This is a genomic window from Kibdelosporangium persicum, assembly GCF_013280595.1.
GTDB lineage: Bacteria > Actinomycetota > Actinomycetes > Mycobacteriales > Pseudonocardiaceae > Kibdelosporangium > Kibdelosporangium persicum.
Genome location: NZ_JAAATY010000001.1, coordinates 205,531 through 231,575, shown reverse-complemented (window position 1 = coordinate 231,575; position 26,045 = coordinate 205,531). Strand labels below are relative to the sequence as shown.

General features: G+C 69.4%; 25 protein-coding genes and 1 riboswitch. Of the genes, 7 read left to right on the top strand and 18 right to left on the bottom strand.

Annotated features, from left to right (window positions below; translation table 11 throughout):
• Window positions 1-11: 11 nt before the first annotated feature.
• Genes GC106_RS01095 through GC106_RS01085 form a run of 3 tightly spaced genes read right to left on the bottom strand, consistent with a single transcriptional unit; the run spans window position 12 to window position 2,769 of the window.
• A complete protein-coding gene (locus GC106_RS01095; protein ID WP_173123373.1) occupies window positions 12-1,190 on the bottom strand; it encodes a kynureninase/PvdN C-terminal domain-containing protein in 1,179 nt (392 codons plus the stop codon).
• Window positions 1,187-1,975, bottom strand: a complete 789-nt coding sequence (locus tag GC106_RS01090) for a tryptophan 2,3-dioxygenase (RefSeq protein ID WP_173123371.1) — start codon at window positions 1,973-1,975, stop codon at window positions 1,187-1,189. The genes GC106_RS01095 and GC106_RS01090 overlap by 4 nt, the downstream gene beginning before the upstream one ends.
• Window positions 1,972-2,769 carry a PaaX family transcriptional regulator gene (locus GC106_RS01085; RefSeq protein WP_246364606.1) on the bottom strand — a complete coding sequence of 266 codons (798 nt, stop codon included), beginning with the start codon at window positions 2,767-2,769 and terminating at the stop codon, window positions 1,972-1,974. The genes GC106_RS01090 and GC106_RS01085 overlap by 4 nt, the downstream gene beginning before the upstream one ends.
• Before the next feature lie 50 nt (window positions 2,770-2,819).
• Here GC106_RS01085 and GC106_RS01080 point away from each other — a divergent pair, with 50 nt between their 5' ends.
• Genes GC106_RS01080 through GC106_RS01070 form a run of 3 tightly spaced genes read left to right on the top strand, consistent with a single transcriptional unit; the run spans window position 2,820 to window position 5,844 of the window.
• Window positions 2,820-3,551, top strand: coding sequence for a creatininase family protein (locus GC106_RS01080; protein ID WP_173123369.1), 732 nt, complete (start codon window positions 2,820-2,822; stop codon window positions 3,549-3,551).
• Window positions 3,551-5,026 (top strand): benzoate-CoA ligase family protein, encoded by a 1,476-nt coding sequence (locus tag GC106_RS01075; RefSeq protein ID WP_173123367.1) that lies wholly within the window; start codon window positions 3,551-3,553, stop codon window positions 5,024-5,026. Before GC106_RS01080 ends, GC106_RS01075 begins: the two co-directional genes overlap by 1 nt.
• Window positions 5,023-5,844, top strand: a complete 822-nt coding sequence (locus GC106_RS01070; RefSeq protein ID WP_173124590.1) for an enoyl-CoA hydratase family protein — start codon at window positions 5,023-5,025, stop codon at window positions 5,842-5,844. Before GC106_RS01075 ends, GC106_RS01070 begins: the two co-directional genes overlap by 4 nt.
• A gap of 193 nt (window positions 5,845-6,037) precedes the next feature.
• On the opposite strand, the gene GC106_RS01065 is transcribed toward GC106_RS01070, so the two are convergent.
• From GC106_RS01065 to dacB, 9 genes are all read right to left on the bottom strand, one after another.
• Window positions 6,038-7,024: a cobalamin biosynthesis protein gene (locus GC106_RS01065; RefSeq protein ID WP_173123365.1), complete on the bottom strand. Its 987-nt coding sequence runs from the start codon at window positions 7,022-7,024 to the stop codon at window positions 6,038-6,040.
• A complete protein-coding gene (locus GC106_RS01060) occupies window positions 7,021-8,187 on the bottom strand; it encodes a bifunctional cobalt-precorrin-7 (C(5))-methyltransferase/cobalt-precorrin-6B (C(15))-methyltransferase (protein WP_173123363.1) in 1,167 nt (388 codons plus the stop codon). Before GC106_RS01060 ends, GC106_RS01065 begins: the two co-directional genes overlap by 4 nt.
• 54 nt (window positions 8,188-8,241) lie before the next feature.
• Window positions 8,242-9,573 carry a cobyrinic acid a,c-diamide synthase CobB gene (locus GC106_RS01055; RefSeq protein WP_312872413.1) on the bottom strand — a complete coding sequence of 444 codons (1,332 nt, stop codon included), beginning with the start codon at window positions 9,571-9,573 and terminating at the stop codon, window positions 8,242-8,244.
• Window positions 9,570-10,184, bottom strand: coding sequence for a cob(I)yrinic acid a,c-diamide adenosyltransferase (cobO, locus tag GC106_RS47455; RefSeq protein WP_312872336.1), 615 nt, complete (start codon window positions 10,182-10,184; stop codon window positions 9,570-9,572). Before cobO ends, GC106_RS01055 begins: the two co-directional genes overlap by 4 nt.
• Before the next feature lie 12 nt (window positions 10,185-10,196).
• Window positions 10,197-12,146, bottom strand: a complete 1,950-nt coding sequence (locus GC106_RS01050) for a putative cobaltochelatase (RefSeq protein WP_173123359.1) — start codon at window positions 12,144-12,146, stop codon at window positions 10,197-10,199.
• A 75-nt stretch (window positions 12,147-12,221) separates the two neighbouring features.
• Window positions 12,222-12,293: riboswitch (cobalamin riboswitch) on the bottom strand.
• Window positions 12,294-12,303: 10 nt separating this feature from the next.
• The gene (locus tag GC106_RS48650) at window positions 12,304-12,435 is read right to left on the bottom strand and encodes a hypothetical protein (protein WP_281368307.1); all 132 of its coding nucleotides are present in this window, start codon (window positions 12,433-12,435) and stop codon (window positions 12,304-12,306) included.
• A gap of 23 nt (window positions 12,436-12,458) precedes the next feature.
• A complete protein-coding gene (locus tag GC106_RS01045; protein WP_173123357.1) occupies window positions 12,459-15,158 on the bottom strand; it encodes a lectin in 2,700 nt (899 codons plus the stop codon).
• A gap of 135 nt (window positions 15,159-15,293) precedes the next feature.
• Window positions 15,294-16,385 carry a serine hydrolase domain-containing protein gene (locus GC106_RS01040; RefSeq protein WP_173123355.1) on the bottom strand — a complete coding sequence of 364 codons (1,092 nt, stop codon included), beginning with the start codon at window positions 16,383-16,385 and terminating at the stop codon, window positions 15,294-15,296.
• Window positions 16,382-17,875, bottom strand: coding sequence for a D-alanyl-D-alanine carboxypeptidase/D-alanyl-D-alanine endopeptidase (dacB, locus tag GC106_RS01035; protein ID WP_173123353.1), 1,494 nt, complete (start codon window positions 17,873-17,875; stop codon window positions 16,382-16,384). The genes GC106_RS01040 and dacB overlap by 4 nt, the downstream gene beginning before the upstream one ends.
• Before the next feature lie 86 nt (window positions 17,876-17,961).
• On the opposite strand from dacB, the gene GC106_RS01030 reads away from it, so the two are divergent.
• On the top strand, window positions 17,962-18,618 hold the full coding sequence (locus GC106_RS01030) for a response regulator transcription factor (protein WP_173123351.1): 657 nt from the start codon (window positions 17,962-17,964) through the stop codon (window positions 18,616-18,618).
• On the top strand, window positions 18,615-19,730 hold the full coding sequence (locus GC106_RS01025) for a sensor histidine kinase (RefSeq protein ID WP_173123349.1): 1,116 nt from the start codon (window positions 18,615-18,617) through the stop codon (window positions 19,728-19,730). Before GC106_RS01030 ends, GC106_RS01025 begins: the two co-directional genes overlap by 4 nt.
• On the opposite strand, the gene GC106_RS01020 is transcribed toward GC106_RS01025, so the two are convergent.
• Entirely contained in the window at window positions 19,670-21,187 is a 1,518-nt protein-coding gene (locus GC106_RS01020) for a cobyric acid synthase (protein WP_173123347.1), read from the bottom strand. The genes GC106_RS01025 and GC106_RS01020 overlap by 61 nt on opposite strands.
• A 107-nt stretch (window positions 21,188-21,294) precedes the next feature.
• Between GC106_RS01020 and GC106_RS01015 the strand changes: the two genes are divergently transcribed.
• Window positions 21,295-21,726, top strand: a complete 432-nt coding sequence (locus GC106_RS01015; protein WP_173123345.1) for a DUF6319 family protein — start codon at window positions 21,295-21,297, stop codon at window positions 21,724-21,726.
• 78 nt (window positions 21,727-21,804) lie between these two features.
• On the opposite strand, the gene GC106_RS01010 is transcribed toward GC106_RS01015, so the two are convergent.
• The 5 genes from GC106_RS01010 to GC106_RS00990 form a co-directional block, all read right to left on the bottom strand.
• Window positions 21,805-22,434, bottom strand: a complete 630-nt coding sequence (locus GC106_RS01010) for a dihydrofolate reductase family protein (RefSeq protein ID WP_173123343.1) — start codon at window positions 22,432-22,434, stop codon at window positions 21,805-21,807.
• Window positions 22,431-22,907, bottom strand: coding sequence for an SRPBCC domain-containing protein (locus GC106_RS01005; protein WP_173123341.1), 477 nt, complete (start codon window positions 22,905-22,907; stop codon window positions 22,431-22,433). The genes GC106_RS01010 and GC106_RS01005 overlap by 4 nt, the downstream gene beginning before the upstream one ends.
• Complete coding sequence (locus GC106_RS01000) at window positions 22,904-23,242, bottom strand: ArsR/SmtB family transcription factor (RefSeq protein ID WP_173123339.1); 339 nt, start codon at window positions 23,240-23,242, stop codon at window positions 22,904-22,906. Before GC106_RS01000 ends, GC106_RS01005 begins: the two co-directional genes overlap by 4 nt.
• 80 nt (window positions 23,243-23,322) lie before the next feature.
• Window positions 23,323-24,366 (bottom strand): MBL fold metallo-hydrolase, encoded by a 1,044-nt coding sequence (locus tag GC106_RS00995; RefSeq protein WP_173123337.1) that lies wholly within the window; start codon window positions 24,364-24,366, stop codon window positions 23,323-23,325.
• Window positions 24,363-25,385 carry an LLM class F420-dependent oxidoreductase gene (locus GC106_RS00990; protein ID WP_173123335.1) on the bottom strand — a complete coding sequence of 341 codons (1,023 nt, stop codon included), beginning with the start codon at window positions 25,383-25,385 and terminating at the stop codon, window positions 24,363-24,365. The genes GC106_RS00995 and GC106_RS00990 overlap by 4 nt, the downstream gene beginning before the upstream one ends.
• 73 nt (window positions 25,386-25,458) lie before the next feature.
• Between GC106_RS00990 and GC106_RS00985 the strand changes: the two genes are divergently transcribed.
• Window positions 25,459-26,016 carry a PadR family transcriptional regulator gene (locus tag GC106_RS00985; RefSeq protein ID WP_173123333.1) on the top strand — a complete coding sequence of 186 codons (558 nt, stop codon included), beginning with the start codon at window positions 25,459-25,461 and terminating at the stop codon, window positions 26,014-26,016.
• The last annotated feature ends 29 nt before the right edge of the window (window positions 26,017-26,045 follow it).

Sequence of the window (26,045 nt, the reverse complement as noted above, 5' to 3'; positions counted from 1 at the left end):
CAGGGAAAGCGTCAGATTCCGTTGCCGCCCGGCGTCGTGAGCCGGGCGAGCACCTCCATCGCCGCTTCCAGCTGACTGTCGGAAAGATACGGCGCCGGGCCGAACCGCAGGTACTCACCACGGCTGTCGGTGAGCACGCCGTGTTCGGCCAACTGGGCCTGTAGCCGCTGCGCGTGCGGTGTGCGCAGGGCAAGGAATCCGCCGAAGTCCTCGACCGGCGCGCGATCCCGGGTGATCACGTCGTCCGGCGCGCCGATCTCGTCGAACAGTGTCCCGAGCAGACCGACCTGGTGCACCGCCACCTCGCGGAGCGCCTGCGGGGTCAGGCCGTGCTGGGCGAAGAAGTCGAAGACCCGGGCACCCCGGTAGTGGCTGGCCGGATCGTAGGTGGCGCCGGCGAACCGGGCGCTGCCGAGCGGGTAGCCGACTGTCCCGTCGTGGTGCCCGGTCAGCTCGGCGAACTCCGCGTACCAGCCGGTGATCACCGGCCGCAGCGTGTCGGCGTGCGGCGGCAGCCGCAGGAAGCAGTTGCCCTCACCGAGCTGGAGGTACTTGTACCCGCCGCCGACGACCCACGCGCCGGGGAAACCCGCGGTGGAGAACGGGACCGGGCCGAGCGCGTGGTAGGCGTCCACAAGCAACTCCACGCCCCGCCGCCGGCAGGCCTCGGCGAGAAACTCCAAACCGGGCACGATCCGCGACGTCTCGAACAGGACAGCCGAGACCAGCACGGCGCTCGTCCGGTCGTCGATCGCGCCGGCCATGCGCTCGGCCAGCGTGTCCGCCGGAGCCGACGCGAGCCGGACCACGTCCAGGCCTTCCTCGGCCAGCCTGCCGAGTTGCCTGCGCAGGGAGTGGAACTCGCCGTCCGACGTGATCAGCCTCGGCCGCCGCCGCAGATCCAGACAGGACAGGAAGCGCAGCACGAGCTCATGGGTGTTGGCGCCGAGGGCGAGCTGGGCGCCGGGTTCGCCGAGGAACAGGCGGAAGCCGTCACGCAGGCGTTCGGCCTTGGCGAACGCACGGGCCCACTTCTCGTCGACCAGCTCGGCCGCGTCGTCGAAGGCTTCCATCATGCCTTCCACCGCGACGTCCGGCCATGCCTGGTGCGAGTGCCCGGACAGCAGCAACCGGTGCGAGACCCCGAAGTTCGAGTAGTGCGGCGCGAGCCTGGCCGACTGGTCACTCACAGGTCGCTCCGGACGGCCCACAGGTCGGGGAAGATCGGGGTGAACAGCGTCTTGCGCAGGTATTCCGCGCCCGCCGAGCCGCCGGTGCCCGGTTTGGCGCCGATCACCCGTTCGACCATCTTCACGTGCCGGTACCGCCATTCCTGGATGCCCTCGTCGAGGTCGACCAGCCGCTCGCAGATCTGCGCCGGGCCCGCGTCGTCCTGGTAGACCCGCAGCAGCACCTGCTGCAGTTCCGGTGACGGCTCCAGCGGCGCGGCGACGTCCCGGTGCAGGCTCTTGCCCGGCACGTCGTAGCCGTGCAGCGAAAGGTAGGTGACAAACGAATCGAAAAGGGACGGACGGTTCATCGCCGCCGCGATCCGGTCGTGCTGCTCACCCGGCGGGTAGTGCCGGAACACCCGCGCGTCGCGGCGGCCCAGCACCGCCTCGACCTCGCGGAACTGCGCGGACTGGAAGCCGCTCGATGCCTCCAGCCGCTCACGGAAGCTGGTGAACTGGCGCGGCGTCATCGTCTCGAGCACGTCGATCTGCGCGACGACGACCTTGAGGATCGTCAACGCCCGGTGCAGGGTGTGCAGGGCGTGCGCGGTCTCGCCGTTCGCCAGGACCTGCTGTGCCCGGCCGAACTCGTGCAGCAGTTGCTTGAACCACAGCTCGTAGACCTGGTGGATGACGATGAACAGCATCTCGTCGTGCTCGTCCGACCGGGGCCGCTGAGCGCCGAGGATCTCGTCGAGCGCCAGATAGGAGGAGTACGTCAGGGCGGCGTTGTGGTCGGTCAAGGCTGCATCACCTCGTCGAAATGGCGCATCGCCGCGGGGGCCAGCGCGGTGTAGAGATCATGGAACAACCGCACGGCCTGCGCACGGTGAGCGGGTGGCGGCACCAGGCAGGCGGGCAGTTCCGGGTCCAGGAACGGGAACTGCCGGAACTGGTGCGCCAGCCTGGTCCGCAGCAGCAGCGCGGCCCGGCCGGTCAGGTCCGCCGGGTCGCAGCCGCTGAACTCGTCGACGAACGCGCGGTACCGGGCGGCCAGGTCGTCGAGGTCCCAGACCCGGCTGACGAACGAGCTGAAGTCCAGTGAGCCGGCCGGGCTGCCGAGCAGCAGCCCGGCGTGCCGCTCGACGCCCTGTTCCTTCAGCAGGGACGCCACCTCACGTTCCCGGTCGTGCGGCGCGATCCACGTGCCGTCCTGGACGGGGCCGAACCCGAGGAACCGCAGCCTGCGCACCAGCCGGGTCCTGGCGACCTTCTCCTCCTCGGGGATCGCGTGCCACAGCACGGTCCACTGTGGAGTCTCCGGGACCTCCCGGCCGAGCTGGAAGATCCGGGTGTCGCCTTCCTCGAAGACGGCCGCGCTGCGGGGCGTGACGGTGTAGTGCACCAGCCGCCCGTCCTTGACCTTGGCCAGCAGCTCGCGGCGGACCAGCCTGGTCAGCGCCACCCTGGCGGCCCCTTCGGAGATCCCGAAGCCGCCGAGCAGCTCCACCAGGCCGCCCGACCACGCCTGCCGGTCGCGCGGGCGCAGGTGCGCGCCGAGCAGCGTCATCACCAGGTCCTGGGGCGCCTCGGGCATGCCGCGAGCATAGTTGACTGCCCAGCGGGGTCAACCGTAAAGTTTCGCGGGTGCTCTACTTCGCCGAGCTGACCTCGCCGCAGGTCGCCGGGCTGTTGACGGCATCGCGACGGCCGGTGCTACTGCTGCCGGTCGGCGCGATCGAGCCGCACGGCCCGCACGCGCCTCTCGGCACCGACCCGATGATCTCCATCGGTGTGTGCGAACGGGTCGCCAGGCGGTTGGCCGACCACCCGTCGATCCGTGCCCTGATCCTGCCGCCGCTCCCCTACGGCGTGACCCGCTACGCCTCGGCGTTCCCCGGTGCTGTGCACGTCAGCGAGGACACGCTGTACGCGATCGTCACGGACGTCTGCACGTCGTTGATCAACCAGGGGTTCGCGGACATCGTCGTGGTGAACAACCACTTCGAACCCGAACACGTGACGACTTTGCGCCGCGCCACCGCAACGGCCGGGGTGGGGTACCTGGATCTGGTCCGCCGGGCGAACGCGGCACGGTTGACGCCCGAATTCCAGTCCGGTTCGTGCCACGCCGGGCAGTACGAGACGTCCCTGGTGCTCGCGGACCGGCCTGACCTGGTCGACCACGAGCGGATGGCCTCGTTGCCCGAAGTGCACGTGGACATGCCGTCGGCGATGTCGGCCGGGCACAAGGATTTCGTCCAGATGGGGATGGACCAGGCGTACTGCGGATCACCCGCGACGGCCACCGCCGAAGAGGGCGAGCGGACGTACGCGGTACTCGTGGACATGGTGCTCGAACTGATCGGGGAGGTTTGATGCGCTACACCGATATCCCCTCGTCGTTCAACATCGCTTCGTACTTCGTCGACCGCAACGAGCCTTCGCGGACGGCGTTGATCACCCGCGACGGCCCGGTTTCGTACGGCGAACTGGCCTCGCGTGTCAACCAGATGGGCAACGCATTGCTCGATCTCGGTGTGCGGCAAGGTGATCGAGTCCTGCTCGCGCTGAGCGACAGCGTCGATTTCGTCGCCGCCTGGTACGGCGCGCAGAAGATCGGGGCCGTCACCGCCGAGGTGTACACGTACCTTCAGGTCAAGGACTACCGGTATTTCCTGGAGTATGTCACGCCCTCCGTCGTCCTGGCGGACCACACGACCACGGACAAGCTCCGAGAGGCCGGCGCGACTCGCGTGGTGGACGCCACGGTCGCCGGCGGCTATCCGTCCACTTTGGAAGCAGCGGCGACCACAAAGGACGACGTGGCGATCTGGAAGTTCACCACGGGCAGCACCGGCGCCCCCAAGGCCTGCGTGCTGACCGCACGCAGCCCGCTGCTGAGCTTTCACTGGTACGCGCGTGGCGTGCTGGACATCCAGCCGTCCGACGTCGTGCTTCCCGTGCCCAAGCTGTTCTTCGGGTACGCCAGGGACCTCGCCGCGTTGTTCCCGTTCGGCGTCGGCGCGGCCGGGATCGTGTTCCCCGAACGGAGCACGGTCGAGACCCTGTTCGAGCTGATCGCCGAGCACCGGCCGACTCTCCTGGTGAACGTGCCGACGATGATGAGCGCCATGGTGTCGCATCCCTTGGCGTCCGAACAGGACTTCAGTTCGTTGCGGCTGTGCACGTCCGCGGGCGAGGCGTTGCCGGGTGAGCTGTACCGGCGCTGGATGGACACGTTCGGCGTCGAAGTGGTCGACGGGATCGGGTCTTCGGAGGCGTACCACATCTACCTGTCGAACCGGCCCGGTCAGTCCCGGCAGGGCAGCCTCGGCCAGGTCGTGCCGGGTTACCGGGCACGGGTGGTCGACCTGGACGGCGAGCCGGTGCCGGACGGCGAGGCGGGCCGGCTGGAGATCACCGGCGAGACCGTGGCCGTGGAGTACTGGCAGGCACCGGAGAAGTCCGCCGAGACGTTCCCGCGTCCGCACACCGTCCGCTCGGGTGACCTGGTGACCCGTGACCAGGACGGTTTCTTCTACTACCAGGGGCGCGTGGACGACCTGCTGAAGGTCGGCGGGGTCTGGGTGGCGCCCGCGGAGATCGAGAACTGCCTGCTGTCGCACGACGCTGTCGTCGAGTGCGCTGTCGTGGGCTATCAGGAGGACGGCCTGACCCGGCCGCGCGCGTTCGTCGTCGCCTCGTCCTCCGTCACCGCTGAGGAGTTGCGCGACTTCGTCCGCTCGCGGCTGGCGCCGCACAAGTACCCGCGGGATGTGCGTTTTGTGTCCGCGCTGCCGAAAACCGCGTCGGGCAAGCTGGACCGCCGTGCCCTGAAAGGAGAACGCTGATGGTCTTCCGGGCATCGGCCGGGATCACCTCGTCGTGGGAGCACTTCGACTTCTCGGTGGCCGACGGGGTCGCGACGGTGACGTTCTGCCGTCCGGAGAAGCTGAACGCGCTGACGTTCGACGTCTACGCGGACCTGCGGGACCTGGTGGCCGAACTGCCGCACCGCGGTGACGCCCGGGTGCTGGTGATCACCGGCGAGGGCCGCGGTTTCTGCTCGGGCGGTGACGTCGAGGAGATCATCGGCGAACTGCGCGGGATGGAACCCGCCCAGCTGCTGGAGTTCACCCGCATGACCGGCGCGGTCGTGAAGGCGTTGCGCGAGTGCCCGTTGCCCGTGATCGCTGCGGTCAACGGGATCGCCGCGGGCGCGGGTTCGGTGATCGCCCTGGCCAGCGACTTCCGGCTGCTGGCCGCGTCCGCGTCGTTCGCTTTCCTGTTCACCAAGGTGGGTCTCGCGGGCGCCGACATGGGCTCGGCCTATCTGTTGCCCCGGTTGGTGGGCTTTGGCCGGGCGACCGAACTGTTGATGCTCGGCGACAAGGTCGACGCGGCCACGGCGTTGTCCATCGGCTTGGCCACCAAGGTCGTCGACGACCTCCCGGCCGAGACCACGGCTCTGGCGACCCGCCTCGCGTCCGGGCCCGCGTTGGCGTACTCCACCACGAAGGTCCTGCTCACCCGCGAACTCGACATGGCCCTCGGCTCGGCGATCGAACTCGAGGCCATCACCCAGGCCCTGCTGATGAAGTCCGAGGACCACGCCGAGTTCTACGCGGCCTGGACCACGGGCCGCGAACCCCAGTGGAAGGGCCGCTAACCCCACCCCCACCCAGCCCTCGCCGTGTCCACCTTTCCAGCACCCCGTGTCCACCACTCCAGCACCCCGAGTTGTCCACACCGGCACCATGAAATCTCCGGCGAGCGTCCACCGGCGAACTCACAGTGCCGGAACGCGCATTTCAGGGTGCCGGAACGCGCATTTCGGGGTGCTGGAAAGGTGGACACGGGGGTTAGGTGGGCAGGATGCGGGCTGCCGCGACGGTCACGGTGGCGCTGCTGGTCTTCGGCGCGGCCATCTCCACCCGGTCGCCCAGTTCCCGGGCGGTCAGCAGCGCGGCGGCCTCGGCGACGCTCGACGTGCCGACCTCGCCCCGCACGACCGCCGAAGGGTTCGGCACGGCCACGGCGGCGAGCTCGTCGGCGGTGTGGATGGTGATCGGCGGTGCGCAACCGTCGCCTTCGCCGTGCCAGAAACCCCAGTCCGCCACCGCGTCCTGGATGCCGATCTCGTCGGCCTTCACGTCGATGGTCGCGAACGACCGGACGGCACGCGGATCAAGGTCGTGTTCGGACTCCAGCAAGGCCAGTGCCGCCGTGACCGCCTCCTGGGTCACGCCACGGATCGAGCCGACGCCGACGACGAGCGTCTTCGGGATCAGCCGCAGGAGCTTGCCTTTGACCTGCATGGCGGGCAGCCGGTCGTCGATCAGGATCGTCCACTCGGTACCGTAGTTGTCCGGTTGCAGGTTCGCGGGCATGTCCGGCAGGTCGAAGCCCAGCGGGTTCAGCAGGCGGATCGGATCGCCCGCGAGGACCGCCACGCCACACGCCGCGATGTCGCCGTCGACCGCGGTGTCCAAGGTCTCCACGATCTCGTCGAGCGGGGACTCGCCGACGTAGTCCGAAGTGGGCACGGCGGTGACGTTCAACGTCTCCGCGATCTCCGTGGCCAGAACGTTCCCCGCGCTCGTCAGCGCGATGACAAAACCGTCGTGCACGCACACGATCCCGGGATCGTCACGCCGATTCTCCAGCAACGGCGCGACAAGCCGCGCGACCGCACCCGCGCCCATGAAGAACACGGCCGATCCCAACGACGGCCACATGCGGTGCAGCGCGGGCTTGACCGGGCCGCCCACCAGAACGGCATCGGGTCCCAGTGACAACGACGCAGCGGCCTTCCTGCCTTGAGCTGTCGCCGCGAACAAACCGATCAACGCACGCCCCAAACCACAGTCACCGGATCAACCGCCGCCAACCGGGTCGCGCCGTCGGAGTGCTCGGACAAACGCGCCACAGTCAGCTGGCAACCGTCCACACGATAGTCCGCTGCCTTCAACGCCTGACGAGTCGGGCTTACCCGGTCGATCGACGACAGCGCCACCACGACGCGCGACGCGTCGACTGTCGCGCAAGCACGGACAACGGCCTCGCCGCCACCGCCGATGAACACGGCGTCCGGCTTCGGCAGGCCACTGATCGCGGCCAGCAGTTCGGCTTCGACGACCCGGACGTCCACGCCGTACTTGCCGCAGTTCGCCAGAATCCGGACGCACTGCACCGGATCCCGTTCCACGGCGAGCACAGCGGCCCCCAGCCGCGCGCATTCCACGCCCATCGCGCCCGAACCGGCGCCCACGTCCCACACCAGCATGCCGGGCGCGGGGGCGATCCGGGACAACGCCACGGCACGCAACTCGGCCGAGGTCACCATGCCGTCGCGGTGCGCGAAGTCGTCCTCCGGGAACGCCCAGCCGCCGGAAACCGGTTGGGCGCCGGCGATCCAGCCTCGCGGCGGCACGCGTTCGGCCTCCGCGAGGCACAACACGACACTCGGGTCACGGAACTCCCGCGAAACGGCCTCATTGGCATCCACAGTGGACACCTTCTCGTCCGGGCCGCCCAGGTCCTCGGCCACCACGAGCGTGCGGTGCCAGCCACGCAGACCAAGCGCCAGCTCGGCCGGAGCCATCCCCAGCACGGCCACCGCGGGCCGAGCCCGGCACACGTTCACCGCACGGCCCGCGCCGCCGGAGGCATCGACCACGACGACGTCGTCCGAAGGCCGCCCGATCGCGGCCAGCAACCGCTGCACGCTGGAGACGGCGGGCAACACGGTCAGCCGGACGCCGTGTTCCCTGAGGGTCCGGACCACGCCGAAAAACCCCGGGTCGCCGTCCGCGAGCACCACCGCGTGCGCCGCGACAGTCAGGTCCGTCAGCACCGACTCCACCGACCCGAGCTCCACTGTCCGGGCCGTGTCCGGCGCGTGCGCGTCCAGCTGCCGCCGCGTGCCGAGCACCAGGTCGGCCTCACCCAACGCGGCCGAGGCACCCGCGGGCAGTGTCTTGCCGTCGACCCCGATCACCGTCACTGTCATCGGCCAGCTCACCCCGTTTCATACGAGCCGACGCATACCCTGCCACATCAGGGTTCAGCGGGCGGCGGAGGCGACGAACCGGGCGATCGCCGACGGGTTGGCCACGGGGTGAGTGTGCAGGTAGGAGGCGTGCACCCGGCCCGACACGAAGCCTTCCCGCACCACCGAGCCCGCCCGGTTCCGCCAGATCCACGCGGGTTTGTCGCCGTGCACGGGCTGCACGACGGTCCGGTGGAACTCGTGCCCGGTCCACCGCGTGCCCTCCTGGCACAACGGCGAATCAGTGGCCGCCACGGCGTCCCGGTAGCCCAGGGACAGCGCGGGTGTCATCTCGGCGGTCGCGTCGAGCACGCCGCACATCGGGTGTCCGTCCAGGCTCTTGACCAGGAACAACAGTCCACCGCACTCCGCGTGGACCGGGCCGTCGAACTGCGCCACGGCACGGCGGAGCGCCGAGTTCGCGGACAGGGCCTCGGCGTGCTGCTCAGGGAAACCACCAGGCAGAACGAGGCCACGGGCGTCCGCGGGCAGCGTCGAGTCGTGCATCGGGTCGAACACCGCGACCTCGGCCCCGGCCTCGGCCAGCAGTTCGGCATGCTCGGCGTAGCCGAAGGTGAAGGCGGGCCCGCCTGCCACCGCGATCACCGGCCGGCCGACCGGCTCGATGCCGGCCTGCCAGGCGGTCCCTTCCAGGGGGCCGGCCGAACGGGCCATGGCGGTCACCGCGTCCAGATCGACACCGCCCGCCACGAGGTGAGCCATCGAGTCGATCACCCGGATCGCCTCGGGACCGTGCTCCGCCGCGGTCACCAGGCCGAGATGCCGGGACGGCACCTGCAGGCTCTCTGCCCGCCGCAACGCCCCGAGCAACGGCAACCCGACCTCTTCGCACGCTTTTTCCAGGATCGAGGCGTGGTACGACGACCCCACCCGGTTGGCGATCACGCCGGCCAGCCGGATCGACGTGTCGAACGCGCGGAAGCCGTGCACCAGCGCCGCCATGCTGCGGGCCTGGCCCCACGCGTCGACGACGAGGATCACCGGGGCCCGCAGGAGTTTGGCGATGTGCGCGGTGGAGCCGAAGTCCGACGCCGGGTCCCGGCCGTCGAACATGCCCATGACGCCTTCGATCACCGCGATGTCCGCGCCCGCCGCGCCACGCAGGAACAGCGGCGCGATGGTGGATTCGCCGACCAGGACCGGGTCGAGGTTACGGCCGGGCCTGCCCGCGGCGAGCGTGTGGTAGCCGGGGTCGATGTAGTCGGGGCCGACCTTGAACGGCGCGACCTTGTCGCCACGCCGCCGCAGCGCCGCCATCAGGCCGGTCGCGACCGTGGTCTTGCCGCTGCCGGACGCCGGGGCGGCGATGACCACCCGGGGAATCACCACTCGATGCCTCGTTGACCTTTTTGGCCCGCGTCCATCGGGTGCTTCACCTTCGTCATCGACACCACGAGGTCCGCCGCGTCGATCAGCGCCTGCGGCGCGTGCCGCCCGGTGATCACGACGTGCTGGTGCCCCGGCCGGTCGCGCAACGTCGCCACGACCTCGTCCACGTCGACCCAGCCCCAGTGCATGGGATAGGTGAACTCGTCGAGCACGTAAAAGCCATGCGTTCGGGCGGCGAGGCGGCGTGCGATCTCCCGCCAGCCCTCCAGTGCCGCGGCCGCGTGGTCCTCTTCGGACCCCTGCTTGCGGCTCCACGACCAGCCTTCGCCCATCTTGTGCCATTCGACGGGCGCGCCCTCACCGGTCTGCGTGTGCAGCCTGCCGAGCGCCTTGAACGCGTTCTCCTCGCCGACCTTCCACTTGGCGGACTTGACGAACTGGAACACGCCGATCGGCCAGCCCTGGTTCCATGCCCGCAGCGCCAGCCCGAAGGCCGCGGTGGACTTGCCCTTCATCTCGCCGGTGTGCAGCATCAGCAACGGCCGGTTGCGGCGCTGCCGGGTGGTCAGGCCGTCGTCCGGGACCGCGACAGGTTTTCCTTGTGGCACGCCAGTTCTCCCTTACGCCGCTCGTGCTGCCCGGACCACGCCGGTGACCTGGTCGGCCGACAGCTCGGCCAGCCGCAGGCACGTCCCGCCCATCACCGCGGCCAGTTTCGCGGCCAGCCCGAGCCGGACGTGGCCTTGTTCGCAGTCGACCACGATGGTGGCGACGCCGTCCGCGGCGAGCATTCCGGCCGCGCGCATGGCGTCGTCCATCGGGTCACGGCCCCCGGCGCCCTGCGTGGCCCGGCCATCGGTGAGCAGTACCAGCAAAGGACGTCGTCGCGGATCGCGAAGCCGTTCAGCGGCAAGCACTCGGCGCACGCGCAGCAGTCCATCGGCCAGCGGCGTCCGACCACCGGTACGCAGCCCTTTCAGCCGCGCCGCCGCAGCGTCCACTGAGGACGTTGGAGGCAGTGTCACCTCAGCCGAACTGCCGCGGAACGTGACCACACCGACCTTGTCGCGGCGCTGGTAGGCGTCCCGCAGCAGCGACAGAACCGCGCCCGTCACGGCGGACATGCGCTTGCGGGCGGCCATCGAACCGGAAGCGTCCACGCAGAACAGAACCAGGTTGCTTTCCTTGCCTTCACGGACCGCGAGCCGCAGATCCTGGGCCCGCAACACCAATCCGGCGCCGGCCCGGCCACGCGCCGCCTGATGCGGCGCGGCCGCGGACAACGTGCCGACCACATGCAGGCCGTGACCTTCGACAGTGGACGGACGGACCGTGTGCCCGTTGCGAGCGGCCGCACGGGATCGGCGGCCTGGAGCGCCCTCACCGACACCAGGGACCTGGAGAAGCCTCGCGCGGAACGCGGGCGCGGGCGGAACGGGCGGCTGGTCACCTCCGCCGGAACCCTGGGGCTGCTCGGCGTTGCGCGGCGGCTCACCGCCACCGTCATCCGGGCTGTCCGGACTGTCCGGGCTGTCTGGGCCGTCCGGGTCGTCCTCCGGGCCTTCTTCCTGCTCTGCCGCGTTGCGCAACGCGTCCTGCAACTGCTGCTCGTCGATCCCGGGCTCGTCGAACGGGTCCCTGCGGCGGCGGTGCGGCAAGGCAAGGCGCACAGCGACTTCGACGTCATCAGCGGTCACGGCATCACCCCCACGCCAGGCGGCGTGCGCGATCGCTGTGCGGGCAACGACGAGGTCGGCCCGCATACCGTCCACTTCGAACGAAGCGCACACCGACGCGATCCGGCGAAGTTCCGAATCAGGCAGCGCCACACCGGGCAGAGCCGTGCGCGCCTTGACGATCTGCTCGGCCAGTTCGGCGTCCGCGGCGGCCCACTGGGCAGCGAAGCCCGCCGGGTCGGCCTCGAACGCCAGGCGACGGCGGATCACCTCGGTCCGGACGGCCACGTCCCGCGACGACACCACGTGCACGGTCAGCCCGAACCGGTCCAGCAGCTGCGGCCGCAGCTCGCCTTCCTCCGGGTTCATCGTCCCGACCAGCAGGAAACTCGCCGCGTGGGAGACCGAGACGCCTTCCCGCTCGACGTGCGCCCGGCCCATCGCGGCCGCGTCCAGCAGCAGGTCGACCAGGTGGTCGTGCAGCAGGTTGACCTCGTCGACGTACAACACGCCACGGTGAGCCGCCGCCAGCAGCCCCGGCTGGTACGCCCGCACGCCCTCGGTCAGCGCCCGCTCCAGGTCGAGCGAGCCGACCAGCCGGTCCTCGGTCGCGCCGACCGGCAGCTCGACCAGCCGCGCGGCGCGCTGGTCAGCGCCGTCGTGCGGGGCGTCAGGGCAGCGGGGGTCGGGGCCGGCGGGGTCGCAGGCGAACCGGCAGCCGGGCACGACGTCCACGGCGGGCAGCAGGGCCGCGAGCGCACGCACGATCGTCGACTTCGCGGTCCCCTTCTCGCCTCTGACCAGCACTCCCCCGATACCCGGGTGTACCGCGTTGAGCAGCAGGGCCATCCGCAGGTCGTCGTGTCCGACGATGGCGGAGAACGGGAAGCGCACGGCGAGATCCTTCCCCGGGTGTCCACGCCCGAAGTCGAGGCCACGGGCACGCGGGCGCGCACCCGAGCGCGGGCGGAGTGTCTGGCTCCCAGGCCGCCGGGCCTGGTCACAGTGGCGGGACCGCACCGGATTCGCACCGGCTTCCTCCGCGATCGCACTACCGGCCATCGTCGCATCCCCCGTGCCCGAACCCCAACCACGGGGGTACGTCCCGCCACCAGATCCCGCGGCCGATCCGCGAGCTCATCGCCGCGACCAGCAGGAACGGGGTGATCGACGTGTCGAGCACCACACCGTGGCCGAAGCCGTCGGCTACGGCAGCCGCCAGGTCTGCGCGCCCGAACCGTTGCAGTCGTAGATCTGCAACTGGGTGCCGTTGGCGGTGTTGCTGTTCGGGACGTCAAGGCATCGGCCGGACGGCGGGTTCACCAGCGCGCCGTTCGGCTTGGGCCACCACTGCTGGGCGCCGGTGCCATTGCAGTCCCACAGCTGCACTTTGGTGCCGTTGTCCCGCTTGCTGCTGGAGACGTCCAGGCAACGGCCCAAGGCACGTAGCGTCCCGTCCGAGGCCAAGGTCCATTGCTGCGCGGGCGACGCGTTGCAGTCCCACAGCCGGACCACGGCACCGTTGGCCGTCTGGCTGGGGTCCGCGTCCGCGCACTTGCTCGCCAGGCCCGTGACGGCACCGGTCCTCGGCGACGCCGGGCCGACGTCGAACGACGGCGGCGCGTCCGCGGGCGCACTGCCCCAGGCGGTGTTCGGGCTGGTGCCGAGTGTGTAGTCGAGCGTTCCGCCGTTGGCCACGAAGGACGCCGGAAGCCACGCGCGGTTCGACGCCTGGCCGTCGACCCGCAGGTTCTGCACGTACTTCGCGCTGTCCGAGGCGTTCGGCGCGGTGATGGTGATCGTCCTGCCGTTGCCCCGGCTGATCGTGATGCTCGGGAACTGCGGGCTGGCCAGGACCAGTTCGGCCCTGCCCGGCGCCTGCGGGTACATGCCGAGTGCGGCCCACACGGCCCAGGAGGACATCTGACCGAGGTCGTCGTTGCCCACGATGCCTTCCGGCAACGGTTTGAACAACGTGGTCAACGCGCGCCGGACCACGTCCTGCGTCTTGTGAGGCACGCCTGCGTAGGCATACGCCCAGGGGGTGTTCAGCGTGGGCTCGTTGCCGAGGTAGGCCATGTTCTTCGTCGGGCCCGCGTTCAGCTCGGTGAAGAACGCGTCCAATCGCGACACTACGGTGGCGTTGCCGCCCATGGCATCGAACAGGCCACGATGGTTGTACGGCACCATCCAGGCGTACTGGCCGCCGTTGCCTTCCACGAACTCGTTCTGCTGCGTCGGGCTGAACGACGGGAACGACGTGTCGGTGTTGCGTGGCTGGATGTACTTGCTGCCCGACTCGAAAAGGTTACGCCAGTTCTGGGCGCGCCTGAGGAAGTTCTCGGCCGTCGTGGTGTCGCCGAGCCGCGCGGCCAACTGCGAGATCGCGAAGTCCGCACTGGTGTATTCGAGCGTCGTGGACGCCGATCCCCAGACGTCCCCCAGGCCGATCGGCACGTAGCCGTACTGGTTGTACTGGAGCCATCCGGGGCGCTGGCGGACATCGTTGACCCCGGCGACGATCCGGCGCAGGCCGTCCGCGGCGTCGAAGTTGGTCGCACCGAAGGCGTGCATGGTGGACACGATGATGGACACCGGATCGCCGTTCATCACACCGGTTCCGCCGTTGGCGACGGTCCAGCGGTCGAAGTAGCCGCCGTACGCCGCCTGGTTGATCGCCGACTGGGCGATGTCGGCCGCTTCGGCGGGCGCGATCAGGGCTATCAGCGCCACCTGGGAGCGGTAGACGTCCCAGCCGGAGAAGTTGGCGTACTGGGCACGTCCGCTGGGCACCGAATGGATCTGCCGGTCGAACCCGGTGTACCGGCCGTCCACGTCACTGAACACGTTGGGATGCAACAAGGAGTGGTACAGGCCGGTGTAGAGGGTGCGCAGCTGCGCATCCGTTCCGCCCGTGACGTTGATCCGGCCGAGCAGGGCGTTCCACGCGTTGCGCGTGCCGGTGCGGATCTCGTCGAAGCTCTTGGTGCCTTGCTCAGCGTTGAGGTTCGCCTGCGCGCCTTCCAGGCTGACGAAGGAGATTCCCACACGTGCCGTGACCGTGGTGGCGTTGAACGACACGAACGCCGAGGCGGCGAGCGGTGTCACGTCACTCGTGACCGCCGGGCCCTTGCGCGTGTCCGTGCCTTTCCGCGGCTGCGGCACACTGCCCGTGCTGCTGCCTACGATGGATTTGCGGCTCTCGTCGACCTTGCCGTCCGCGCCCGCGACACCGGATGTCGCGAACGGGCTGTCGAACACCGCGTGGAAGTACAGGCGGTACCGGTTTCCGGCGCCGCAGAAACCACCACTGTCGGTGTAGCCGGACAGCGTGTTGGTACCGATCGTGATCGTCCCGCTGGCCGCGTTGAACGCTTTCGCCGCGTCGACTGACAACGATGCCCGCTGGCCGGCGGGGTACGTGAACCTGGCCATGCCGGAGCGGGTGGTCGTGGTCAGCTCGGTTCGCAGGCCGTTGCCGAAGGCCACCGAGTAGTAGCCGGGCGAGGCGGATTCGTTGGCGTGCGAGAACGTGTAGTGGCTGACCGGGCTCGTGCCCAGGACCGGCATGAACGGGATGTTGCCGAAGTCGCTGCAACCGGGGCCGGAGAGGTGCGTCAGGCTGAAGCCTTTGATGCGGTTGTCGTCGTAGTGGTAACCGCCGTGCTGGTGGGTCACGGTGTCCGGGCTCCACTGCATCATCCCGAACGGCGCGTCCGCGCCGGGGAAGGTGTTGCCGGCACCGCCGCCGTGCCCGAAGTCCGGGCCGCCGGGTTTGGTGCCGACAAAAGGATTGACGTACTGCGCGGGATCGCTGACCGCCACCTGGACGGGCGCGGCGGTCGCGGGAACGGCGGCGAACATGAGCGCCGCCGCGAACCCCAGGGACGCGGCGAGAGCACGCATGGTGTTCCTCCTGCAGGGAGGGAGGCTGACAACGTTGTCAACCACGATTTTCGCACCCCGCCACCCCCTCCGGAAACCACCGCTCGGCTCAACCTCCTCGTGAGTGTTTATCGGTGTTCTAACCCTGATAAACACTCACGAGGTGAGTAGGTCACGGGCCGCGGTGACGATCGGGTCGATGCTGGTGTCGTAGTTGCTCAGGATGATCGACACCCAGTCGCCGTACGGGAAGACGTCCAGCCTGGTCGCCATGCCGGGGCCGCTGCCGGAGTGCCCGAACACGCGCTGGTCACGCCAGATCGCGTCGATGTGCCCGTACCCGTAGAAGTTCGCCCGGACCGGCGACGTCCCGGCGGGCAGCGCGACCTTCCCGCTGGTGATCACGTCGGCGAACGGCCGGTTCAGCACCTTTCCGTACGAGGTCACGAACGCCAGCAGGTCCGAGACAGTCGAGTAGACGCCACCCGCGGGCCCGTTCGTGAACGGGAAGAACGGGGTGGTCAAGGCGTCGACACGGCCACCCGACGGCCGCGTCCAATAGGGACGCGCGATCTGCGCTGACGCTTGGACCTGCGGCTTGCTGTGGTAGTCAGTGCGCGTCATGCCCGCCGGACGGAACACGTGGTCCCGCACGTAGTCGAAAAAGGACGTCCCGGTCACCCGGGCGACGACTCCCGCGAGCACCCAGAAGCCGTCGTTGCTGTAGCGGTGTTCGGTGCCGGGCGGCGTGAACTGCGGTGGCGTCGACCGGACGATGTCCAGCGTGCCCGCGAGCGCTTCGTCGAAGCTCTGCCACGCGGGCGGGGCGCCACCGCCCTGCGACGGCCTGCCGAGTCCGGAGGTGTGGGTCAGCAGGTGGTGCAGGGTGACCTTGTCCGGGAAGCCGTCGAGGTACGTGCGCAGCGGATCGTGGAAGGCCAGCCTGCCCTGCTGCGCCAACTGGGCGACGGCGACCGCCGTGAAGACCTTGGAGATCGACGCGAGGCAGAAGACGGTGTCCTTGCCGTTCGGGATCGCCTTGCTCTGATCGGCCATGCCGTACGACCGGACGAGGACAGGCTTGCCGCGATGGGCGAGCAGCACGGTGCCGGAGAACTTGTCCTGCGCCGCCTGCGCCGCCACGAATCGTTCGTACGATCTGAGATCCTCCGCAGGCCCGGCACTCGCGACGCTGGGCGCGGCCACCAGCGCGCTCCCGGCCAGCAGCAGTGATCGCCGCGTTGTCATCGTGCGTGCTCCTCGTACACCGCGGTGCAGATCTCGGCCATCGCCTCCTGGGCCTGCCCGTCCAGTGCCCTGCCGTCCGCGGCCGACGCCAGTTCCAGCCGCATGAACTGCGCGAAGGCCAGCCACCGCCCACCCGGCAGCTCGATGTACCCGGCCAGCGCCTTGTTCAGCGTGGGGCCCATCAGGCCGGTGCCGGTCTTGGCGTAGACGTGCCCAGCCGCGGGCGAGTCCGGCTGGTTCCCGGCCAGGGTGCCGTCCCTGCCCATGATCGGCAGCGCCGACCGGAACCGGTCGATGTACGGCCGCTTGGCCACGTACGCCAGGAACTTGATGAACGTCTCCACCGTGTACCGCCCCTCGGCCGATCCGGCCGGATCGGGGTCGAGGCCCGCCTTGCGGAACAGCGCCCGCCGGAAGTCCTCATAGGACGCCTTCGGGTTGCCGGGCGCACGACCCGCGATCCCGCCGACCAGGTAGGGAATCGTGGCGGTGTGGATGTTCGAGCTGACCTTGAGCATCACCTTCGACTGCTCGGCGAACGGCAGCGACACGTGCTCGGCGATCCGGATCCGCCGCGCCGCACGGCATGCCTCGCCACGGACCTGCACTCCCCTGTCGCGCAGCGCTTCGGTGAGCGCGACCGCGGCGAACCGGCTCGGCTCACGCACGTAGTGGGCAACGTATCTCGGAGCGCTGCCCAGTTGGATCTCCCCGGTGAGCCGGTCGCCCACGAACACGAGCGGCTTCGGCGTCCCGCTGACCGTGGTGACTTTGTTGACGAACCGCACATAGCCCGTCTGCGGAATCGCCTGGACGACGGCCGGATCGCCGACCGCGGCGCCCGGTGTCACGGCGGCGTGGATCATGTGGTCGTTCACCATCATCGGCGACACCGTGATCAGCTGGTTGTTGATCGCGATGCTCTCCTGTCCTTCACGGAACAGCGAGACGTCGACCGACACCTTGCCGGTGACCCGCCGCACACCGGCCGCCTTGATCTGGGCGGCGAGATCCCGGATCTCCGCCAGCCGGTCGCCGGGCAGTGGCCGTCCGATGGGATACGTGTGGTCCGGGTCGGGCAGGTTCAGCGAGCCGTCCGGCCGCACTCTGCCGGACAGCAGCATGTCGCCGCTGGCCACGAGCACGAGGTCCCCGTGCAGCACACCACCCGTCACGGGGCCGGTGCGGTAGACCCGCGTGCGGAACCGATGATCGGGCCCGAGCGCCTCGAACGCCGTGCCGCCGAGAAAGATCTTGAACGACGACGACGCGGTGAACAGTTCGGCCGGGTTCATCACGTGCCACGTCTCGCCGCTGTCGAGCGCGTGGAAGGTCATTCCCCAGCGCGCACCCCTGAACTGCGGCCGATTGACGATGTCCTGGATCCGGCCGGTCGCGTCGGCGCGCGCGATCCCGGTCGTGGCGAGAAAACCGGTCGCGGCCAGTCCGCCGAGCACTGTCCGCCGTGACGGTTGTAGCTCTCTGGTCATGCCACCACTTCTATCGGCGGGCCTGTCTCGGGCACGTCTGCGGCGGCCATACGAAATCCATATGCCGTCCGCGGATACTTGGCACGATGCGGGTGTTGCTGGTCGAGGACGAGCAGCCGCTGGCCGGTTACATCGCCGCGGGCTTGCGCAAGCACGGGTGCGTCGTCGATGTCGCGCCGGACGGCCGGACCGCTCTGGCCAAAGTGGAGCTGACGCCGTACGACGTGGTGGTGCTGGATCGTGATCTGCCAGTGGTGCACGGCGACACCGTGTGCAGACACCTGGCGGACCTCGGAACGTCACGGATTCTCATGCTCACCGCGTCGGGCACGGTCGAGGATCGGGTGGACGGCCTCACCCTTGGCGCCGATGACTACCTGGGCAAGCCGTTCGCGTTCACCGAACTGGTCGCCCGCGTGCGCGCGTTGGCCCGTCGAGCCACTCCGGCCCGGCCGCCGGTGTTGCGTGCGGCCGGCATCGTGCTCGACCCCGCCCGGCGCACCGTGGAGCGCGGTGGCGTGCTGCTGCACCTGACGCCGAAGGAATTCGGTGTGCTGGAACGGTTGTTGATGGCCGCGGGTGACGTCGTCAGCGCGGAAACCCTGCTGGACAAGGTGTGGGACGAACACGCCGACCCGTTCACCAACGCCGTGCGGATCACGGTCGGCACGTTGCGCCGCAAGCTCGGCGATCCACCCGTCATCCAGACCGTGACCGGCGCCGGATACCGCGTCGCGACATGACCGCACGCGGCAGGCTGGCCCTGCTCTACACGGGCCTGGTCCTCATCGCGGGCCTCGTGCTGATCGCGCTCACCTTCGTCCTGGTCCAACGCGACCGGCCCAAGGTGGTCGTGACGAAGGGCGTCGGACCGCCGTTCAACCCCGCGGACGTCGCCGGGTTCCTCGCGGACATGCACGCCCAGACCATGACTGACTTGCTGACCCGGTCCGCGATCGCGCTCGGGATCGTGGCCGTTCTCGCGGCCGCGCTGGGCTGGTTGGTCGCCGGACGGGTGCTGCGGCCGATCCGGGACGTGTCCGCCACGGCCCACCGGCTGTCCGCGGAGGACCTGTCCGCGCGCGTTCCCGTGCCCGCACCGGCCGATGAACTGGCCACGCTGGCGAAGACGATCAACAGCATGCTCGACCGTATCCAGTCCGGTGTGGCCGAACGCGACCGTTTGCTGGAAAGCCAACGCATGTTCGTCGCGAACGCGGCCCACGAGCTGCGCACGCCGTTGACCACCATGCGCACGGCAATTGACGTGACACTGGACGGAAAGCCCACGCAGGACGAGTTGCTGTCCATGGCGGTCGACGTCAGCGACGCGGTCGAGCACAGCCAGCGGACGCTCGACGGGCTGCTCATCCTGGCCAGAAGCCAGACCGGGGTGCGCAAACAGCGGGTCGTCGACCTCGCTTCGTTGGCCGCCGAGGCACTCAGCACGGTCGACGGCGTCGAGGTTCGCCGCGACCTACAGCCCGCTCCGATCCGCGGTGAGCCCGTCCTGCTCGACCGGATGGTCCGCAATCTCGTGGACAACGCCGTGCGCCACAACCATGCCGGCGGGCACATCACCGTGCGCACCAGACCGTCTTCCCTGCACATCACCAATTCGGGCCCGCTCGTCGACCCGGCTGAGGTGAACACGTTGTTCGAACCGTTCGTCCGTGGAGCGGGCCGGGGCCGTGGCACCGGACTGGGCCTGTCGATCGTGCGTGCGGTGGTCGACGCGCACGGCGGAACGCTGTCGTGTGTCGCCTGCCCGGACGGCGGGCTGGACATCACCGCTCAGTTCACCCCTGGCGGCAGCACGGGCAGTCCTGACGGCGCACCGTCGGCGAGCAGCTGACGCAGGACGTCGGTGTCGATGTGCTCGGCGACGAGGTCACCGAGCAGATCCAGCTGGGCTTCCCGGATCGCCGCGAAGGACGTGTCCGCCGCGGGCACGAAGTCCCGTCCGGCGTGCCCCGCGGCCCAGCGCAGGAACTCGCGCCGGGGTTCGTCGTTCTCCAGCAGGCCATGCCAGTGCGTGCCGATGACCGCCCCGTCGACGACGCCTTCGGGTGAACCGTCCGGCAAGGTCACGAGGCCTTCGGCGGGCTGGTTCACCACTGTGCCGTGGTGGATCTCGTAGCCGGTCGCGGCCTTGCCGAAAACGAACCCGTCCGGGCGGCGCAGGATCTTGTCGGGCACGAACTCGAACTCGACGTCGAGCAGGCCGAGCCCGGCCGTCGTGCCGGTACCGGACTCATACAAATCGGTGATCTTGGTGCCCAGCATCTGGAACCCGCCGCAGATCCCGGCCACCGGCAGCCCGCTCTTCGCGTGTCCGGCGATCGCGTCGGCGAGTCCGGTGTGCCGCAACCATTCCAGGTCGTGCACTGTGGCCTTCGAGCCCGGGATCACGACCAGGTCGGCGTCCGCCAGCCGGGACGGCTCGGTCACGAACCGGACCGACACGCCGGGCTCGCAGGCCAGCGCTTCGACGTCCGTGCCGTTGGAGATCCTGGGCAGCCGGACGACCGCGACCCTCAGCCACTGGTTGCCCACCGGCGGCCGTGGCCTGCCCACCACGCCGTCCGCCGTGTAGGACAGGGAATCCTCCGCGTCCAGCCACAGCCCGGCGTCCCACGGCAGCACCCCGAGCACCGGCCGCCCGGTGATCCGCTGGATCTGGTCCAGCCCGGGCCGCAGCAGGGCCGGGTCGCCGCGGAACTTGTTGATCACGAACCCGGAGACAAGCGCTTGGTCAGCGGGTGAGAGCAAGGCGACCGTGCCGTACAGATGGGCGAAGACGCCGCCGCGGTCGATGTCGCCGACCACCAGGACAGGCAGGTCGGCGGCCCTGGCCAGGCCCATGTTGGCGATGTCGTCGGCCCGCAGGTTGATCTCCGCCGGCGAGCCCGCGCCCTCGCAGATGACGACGTCGTACTCGGCCCGCAGCCCTTCCAAAGTGGCCAGGACGGTCTCGAACAACTCGGGCTTGCGGTCCCGATAGGACAGCGCGGTGGCCTGCCCGATCGCCTTGCCCAGCAGCACCACCTGGGACGTCCGGTCCCCGCCCGGTTTGAGCAGAACCGGGTTGAACCGGACACTCGGGACCACTCCGGCGGCCGCGGCCTGCAACGCCTGCGCCCGGCCGATCTCCCCGCCCTCCATCGTCACGACGGAGTTGTTCGACATGTTCTGCGCCTTGAACGGCGCGACCCGCACGCCCTGCCGGGCCAGCCACCGGCACAGCCCGGCGACCAGCACACTCTTCCCGGCATCCGACGACGTGCCGGCCACCAGCAGGCCTCCGCTCACCCGGTGCACCCTATCGGGATAGTGTCTTGACGCCCCCTGGAGCACACACGGTCGAACACGTGTTCTAGGATGTGATACCCCCTCCACGTGACCACGAAAGGACCAGGATGACCGCTCCTACCGCCGAGGCGGCAAGCGCTCCCGGTGACGAGGAGGTGCCTGCCTCGACCAACGGACAGGGCACCGAAGCTCCCGCTGCCGAGGAAGCCGCAGTCGAGGAGAAGCCCAAGCGCGCCACCCGGACCAAGAGCACCGCGAAGAAGACCCGGACCGTCGAGCTCACCCTGACGGTGACGGGCAGCCTGGACGGTGCGTGGCAGGCAGACCTGATGCACGGCACCACGCGCGTCGTGCAGGGCCTCACGATCCCGGCCGCCGCCGTGGCCAAGGCCGCCCAGGAACTGCACCCGGAGATCGCCGAGAAGATCGACGAGGTGATCACCGCGGCCCGCGAGCAGCACGAGTCGCGCCTGCGTGAGCTCGAGGCCGAGATGGCCAAGGTCAAGCAGGCTCTCGCCGACCTCGGCGAAGACGCCTGACGTACCCCTCCGCCGCCGGCGTGTCACCGTTGTGACGCGCCGGCGGCGGCTTGTCTGTGCCTTGCCACGCAAGCGGATTCACCGCACGAAGGCGGCGACGCCCTCGTATTCCGCTTGGGGCGCTTCGCCTTTCGTCTCGTATTCGAGGATCACCAGCCCGTTCGGCGTTGCCTCGTGGCCGATCAGGCGCAGACCGGACGACGCGCCTGCGCCCGTGACCAGTCGCCGTCCCGACCGGAGCACGGTGGGCGCGACCACCAAGCGGAGGATGTCGACCAGGCCCGCGGCCAGAAGCGTGTCGCCCAGCCGGGAGCTGCCGTGGATCTGCAGTTCCCGTCCCGGTCGCGCCTTCAGTCCGGCGACCGCCTGAATCGGATCGCCGTCGAGCACAGTCACGGGTTCCCAGGTCGCCTCGGTGAGGGTGTCCGACACGACGTACTTCGGCAGCGCGTTCATCCGCTTGGTGAACGGATCCGCCGGATCGGTGATCCGTGGCCAGTCACGCGCGAACGCCTCGTAGGTCCGCCGTCCGAGCAGCAGGCCGTCGGCGAGGTCGAGCCAGTCCGACGTGCGCTGGACGAACCGCTCGTCGATGTGGGGAACGAGCCAGCCGCCCCGGGTGAAACCGTCGCTGGTGTCCTCGTCGGGCGAGCCGGGGCCCTGGCTGACGCCGTCCAGCGTGACGAACTGGATGAGGGCCAGCTTCATCGCGAGACCATGCTTTCGGCGACCGCTGCCAACTGGCCGGTGACCGAACCCCAGCCGTCGGCGAAGCCGAGCTTCTCGTGGTGCGCGCGGGCATCCGGGTCGCCGTGCCGCACGACGACCCGGTAGTCCGTGCCGTCCGGGTGGTCGGTCAGCGTGACCGTGGCGGTCATCGCGACCGGAGCGGGATTCGCCGGACGCCACGTGCTGTCGACCGCGTTGGTGAACACGATCCGCTCCAGTTCGTCGACGGCGAGGAAACACGCGTCCAGGTGCGGGACGAACTCGGTCCCGTCGTCGCTCATCCGCGTGCGGAACGCCCCGCCGGGCCGCACGTCCAGGCGTTCCACGCGGCACCGGGCGGGAGCCGGGATCCACCACTGTTCCAGCCGCGCCGGGTCGGTCCACGCGCGCCACACGGTCGCACGCGGGGCGCGGATGATCCGTTCCACGCCAAGGTCGAGATCGGGATTCACTGCGGGTTCTCCTCCGGGGCGGTGACGAACTGTTCGAGGCGGTCAGTGCGCTCTTCCCAGATCCGGCGCTGCTCCGCGAGCCAGTCCTCGACGAGGCCGAGCCGCTCGCGGTTGAGCACGCAGGTACGCACCCGGCCTGATTTGACCGTGCGGATGAGCCCGTTCGATTCGAGCGTCCGCACGTGCTTCATGAAGGACGGGAGGGTCATCGGGAACTCACGGGCGAGGTCGCCGACGCTCGCCGGCCCGCGGCCGAGGCGCCGCACGACAGCACGCCTGGTCGGGTCAGCGAGGGCGACGAACACACCGTCCAGATGCGCCGAATACTGTGCCACGCGGCTAAGTATTACGAGCCGCGACAGTTAGCGCAAGGGCTAACTGTCGCGGCTCAGCGGCTCGGGCATTGGCCGGCGGGTCACATCCCGGCCCGCCAGCGGCGCACCTCACCATCCACCAGTTCGACGGCCCCGTGCTTGCGCATGTATTGCAGGTGCGCGCCCGTCTCCGCGACGGCGCTGCGGCGCATGATGCCGCGGACGTTCTCCCAGCCGCGCGACCACGTGAGCCGTTCGGTGATCTCCCACGTCGTGGACTCGCCGTTTTCCCGCAGCACACGGGTGATCTCGTCACAGCGGTCCTGGTGGTGCCGGATCAGCGCGAGCGTCCGGCGGGCGACGCCGTGGAAGCGGTATTCGTGCGCGGGCAGGACTTCGGCGTCGTCGAACGCGGCGATCCGTTCCAGGGAAGCGATGTAGCTGGACAACGGATCGTCGTCGCCGACCATCATGCCGATGTTCGGGCTGATCCGCGGCAGCACGTGATCACCGGTCAGCAGAACACCGCGTTCCTGGTCGTACAGGCAGATATGGCCAGGGGTGTGCCCAGGCGTCCACACTGCCCGCATGGCCCGGGACGGGACGAGGTCGCCGTCTGCGAGCAGGATGTCCGGCATGGCCAGTTCCATGAACGGCTTCATGGACTCGGCGTCGAAGCTGAGCTTCGCCGCGACGTCCGTGGGCACACCGGAGGAACGCAGCCAGTCACGGTCGAACGAGGACACTGTCGTCGCGGCGAGGCGAGCCGGGAGCACTTCCCGCTCGGCCGGGTGCATCGCGATCCACGCACCGGATTCCTGCTTCAGCCGGGCGCTCAGGCCGTGGTGATCCGCGTGGATGTGCGTGACCACCACACCTACCACATCGGACACTGAGGCACCGGCGGTGGACAGCCCGGCGACCAAGGCGTCCCACGTCTCGGTGGCGAACCAGCCTGGATCGACGACCACGACGCCGTCGTCCGCGACCGAAAGATAGGTGATGGTGTACCGCAAGGGGTTGTGCGGGATGGGCACAGGAACCGACCACAGGCCGGGCCTCACCTGCTCGGCGGGAGGCAACTCCTTACGCTTCCACGCTTCCCATTGCCCCTGCGCGCTCGGCTCAGCCGCGACCGTGCTCATGCGACGATTTCCGCGAGCGCACGCAACGTCGGCACGTCCGTGTTGACCAGCAATGAGGTGACCACGCTTTCCCGCCAGGCGGCTAGTTCGTCCCGGACCTTGGCCAGCGGCCCGACCAGGGCGATGTCCTCGACCATCCGGGTCGGCACGGCCGCGACCGCCTCCGCCTTGTGGCCGTCCAGATAGAGTTCCTGGATCTTCTGACACTCGGCCTCGTAGCCCAGGCGCACGAACACGTCGAAGTGGAAGTTGGCGCCCTTCGCGCCCATTCCGCCGATGTACAGCGCGAGCATCGGGCGTACCCAGTCGGCGGCCTTCTCGACGTCGTCGTTGACGACCACCGGCAGGAACGCGGGCACCTCGAAGGTGTCCCAGTCGTGCCGCGCACCCGGCTGGGAGAAGCCGTTCCGCAGTGCGGCGCGGTAGAAGTCGTTGCTGCGCGGCGAGAAGAACATCGGCAGCCAGCCGTCGGCGATCTCGGCGGCCAGCGCGACGTTCTTCGGGCCCTCGGCGGCGAGGAAGATCGGGATGTCCGTCCGGAGTGGATGCACGGTGGACTTCAGCGGTTTGCCCAGTCCGGCGCCGCCCTGGTACGGCAACTGGAAGAACTTCCCGGCGTACTCCACCCGTTCGCGCGCGACGACCTTGCGCACGATGTCGAAGTACTCCCGGGTGCGCGCGAGCGGCCTCGGGTACGACTGGCCGTACCAGCCTTCGACGACCTGCGGCCCGGAGGCGCCGATCCCCAGCACGAACCGGCCGCCGGAGAGGTGGTCCAACGTCAGCGCGGCCATCGCGGTCGCGGTGGGCGTTCGCGCGGACATCTGCAGGATGTTCGTGCCGAGCCGCACGGTCGTGGTCTTCGAACCCCACCACGCCAGCGGCGTCAGGCAGTCGGAGCCGTACGCCTCCGCCGTCCAGATCGAGTCGAGGCCCAGCCGTTCGGCCTCGGCGATGGCCTGCTCGACGCCCGCGGGCGGGCCCGACGACCAGTAGCCGGTGTGGAATCCGAGCTTCACACGCGCCTCCCACTACTCAATTTCTTGACTAATCATATCCTTGAGTATCATCTCCACAAGAGACGGGAGACACATGGCACTCCGGCACGCTCTGCTGGCAGCGCTGCTGGACCGCGAGCTGAGCGGCTACCAGCTGAGCAAGCTGTTCGACCTCGGCGCGTCCTCGTTCTGGCACGCCTCGTCCCAGCAGCTCTACGCCGAACTCGGCAAACTCGAGGCCGACGGCCTGCTCACCGGGCACGAGGTGGTCCAGCAGGGCCGGCCGAACAAGCGCGTGTTCGCGTTGACCGACGCGGGCCGCGACGAGCTGACCCGGTTCACCGGCGCGCCGACCAAGCCCACCTCGATCCGGGACGACCTCATGGTCAAGGCCTACGCCGAGCAGGCCGCCGACCCGGACACCTTGATCAAACAGCTGGAGGACCGCGCCGCGCAGTCCCGTGCCAAGGCCGAGTTCCTGGCCGCCCAGCTCGAGAAGCTGCGCGGCGACAAGCCGGAGGCGGACTTCCTGGCGTCGGCCGACAACGTGGGCCCGTACCTGGCCGGCACCCGCGGCAAGATGTACCACGACGACCAGGCCGAATGGTGCGAATGGGCCGCGGCGATCCTGCGCCACCGAACCACCTCGTGAGTGTTTATCCGTGTTCTAACCCCGATAAA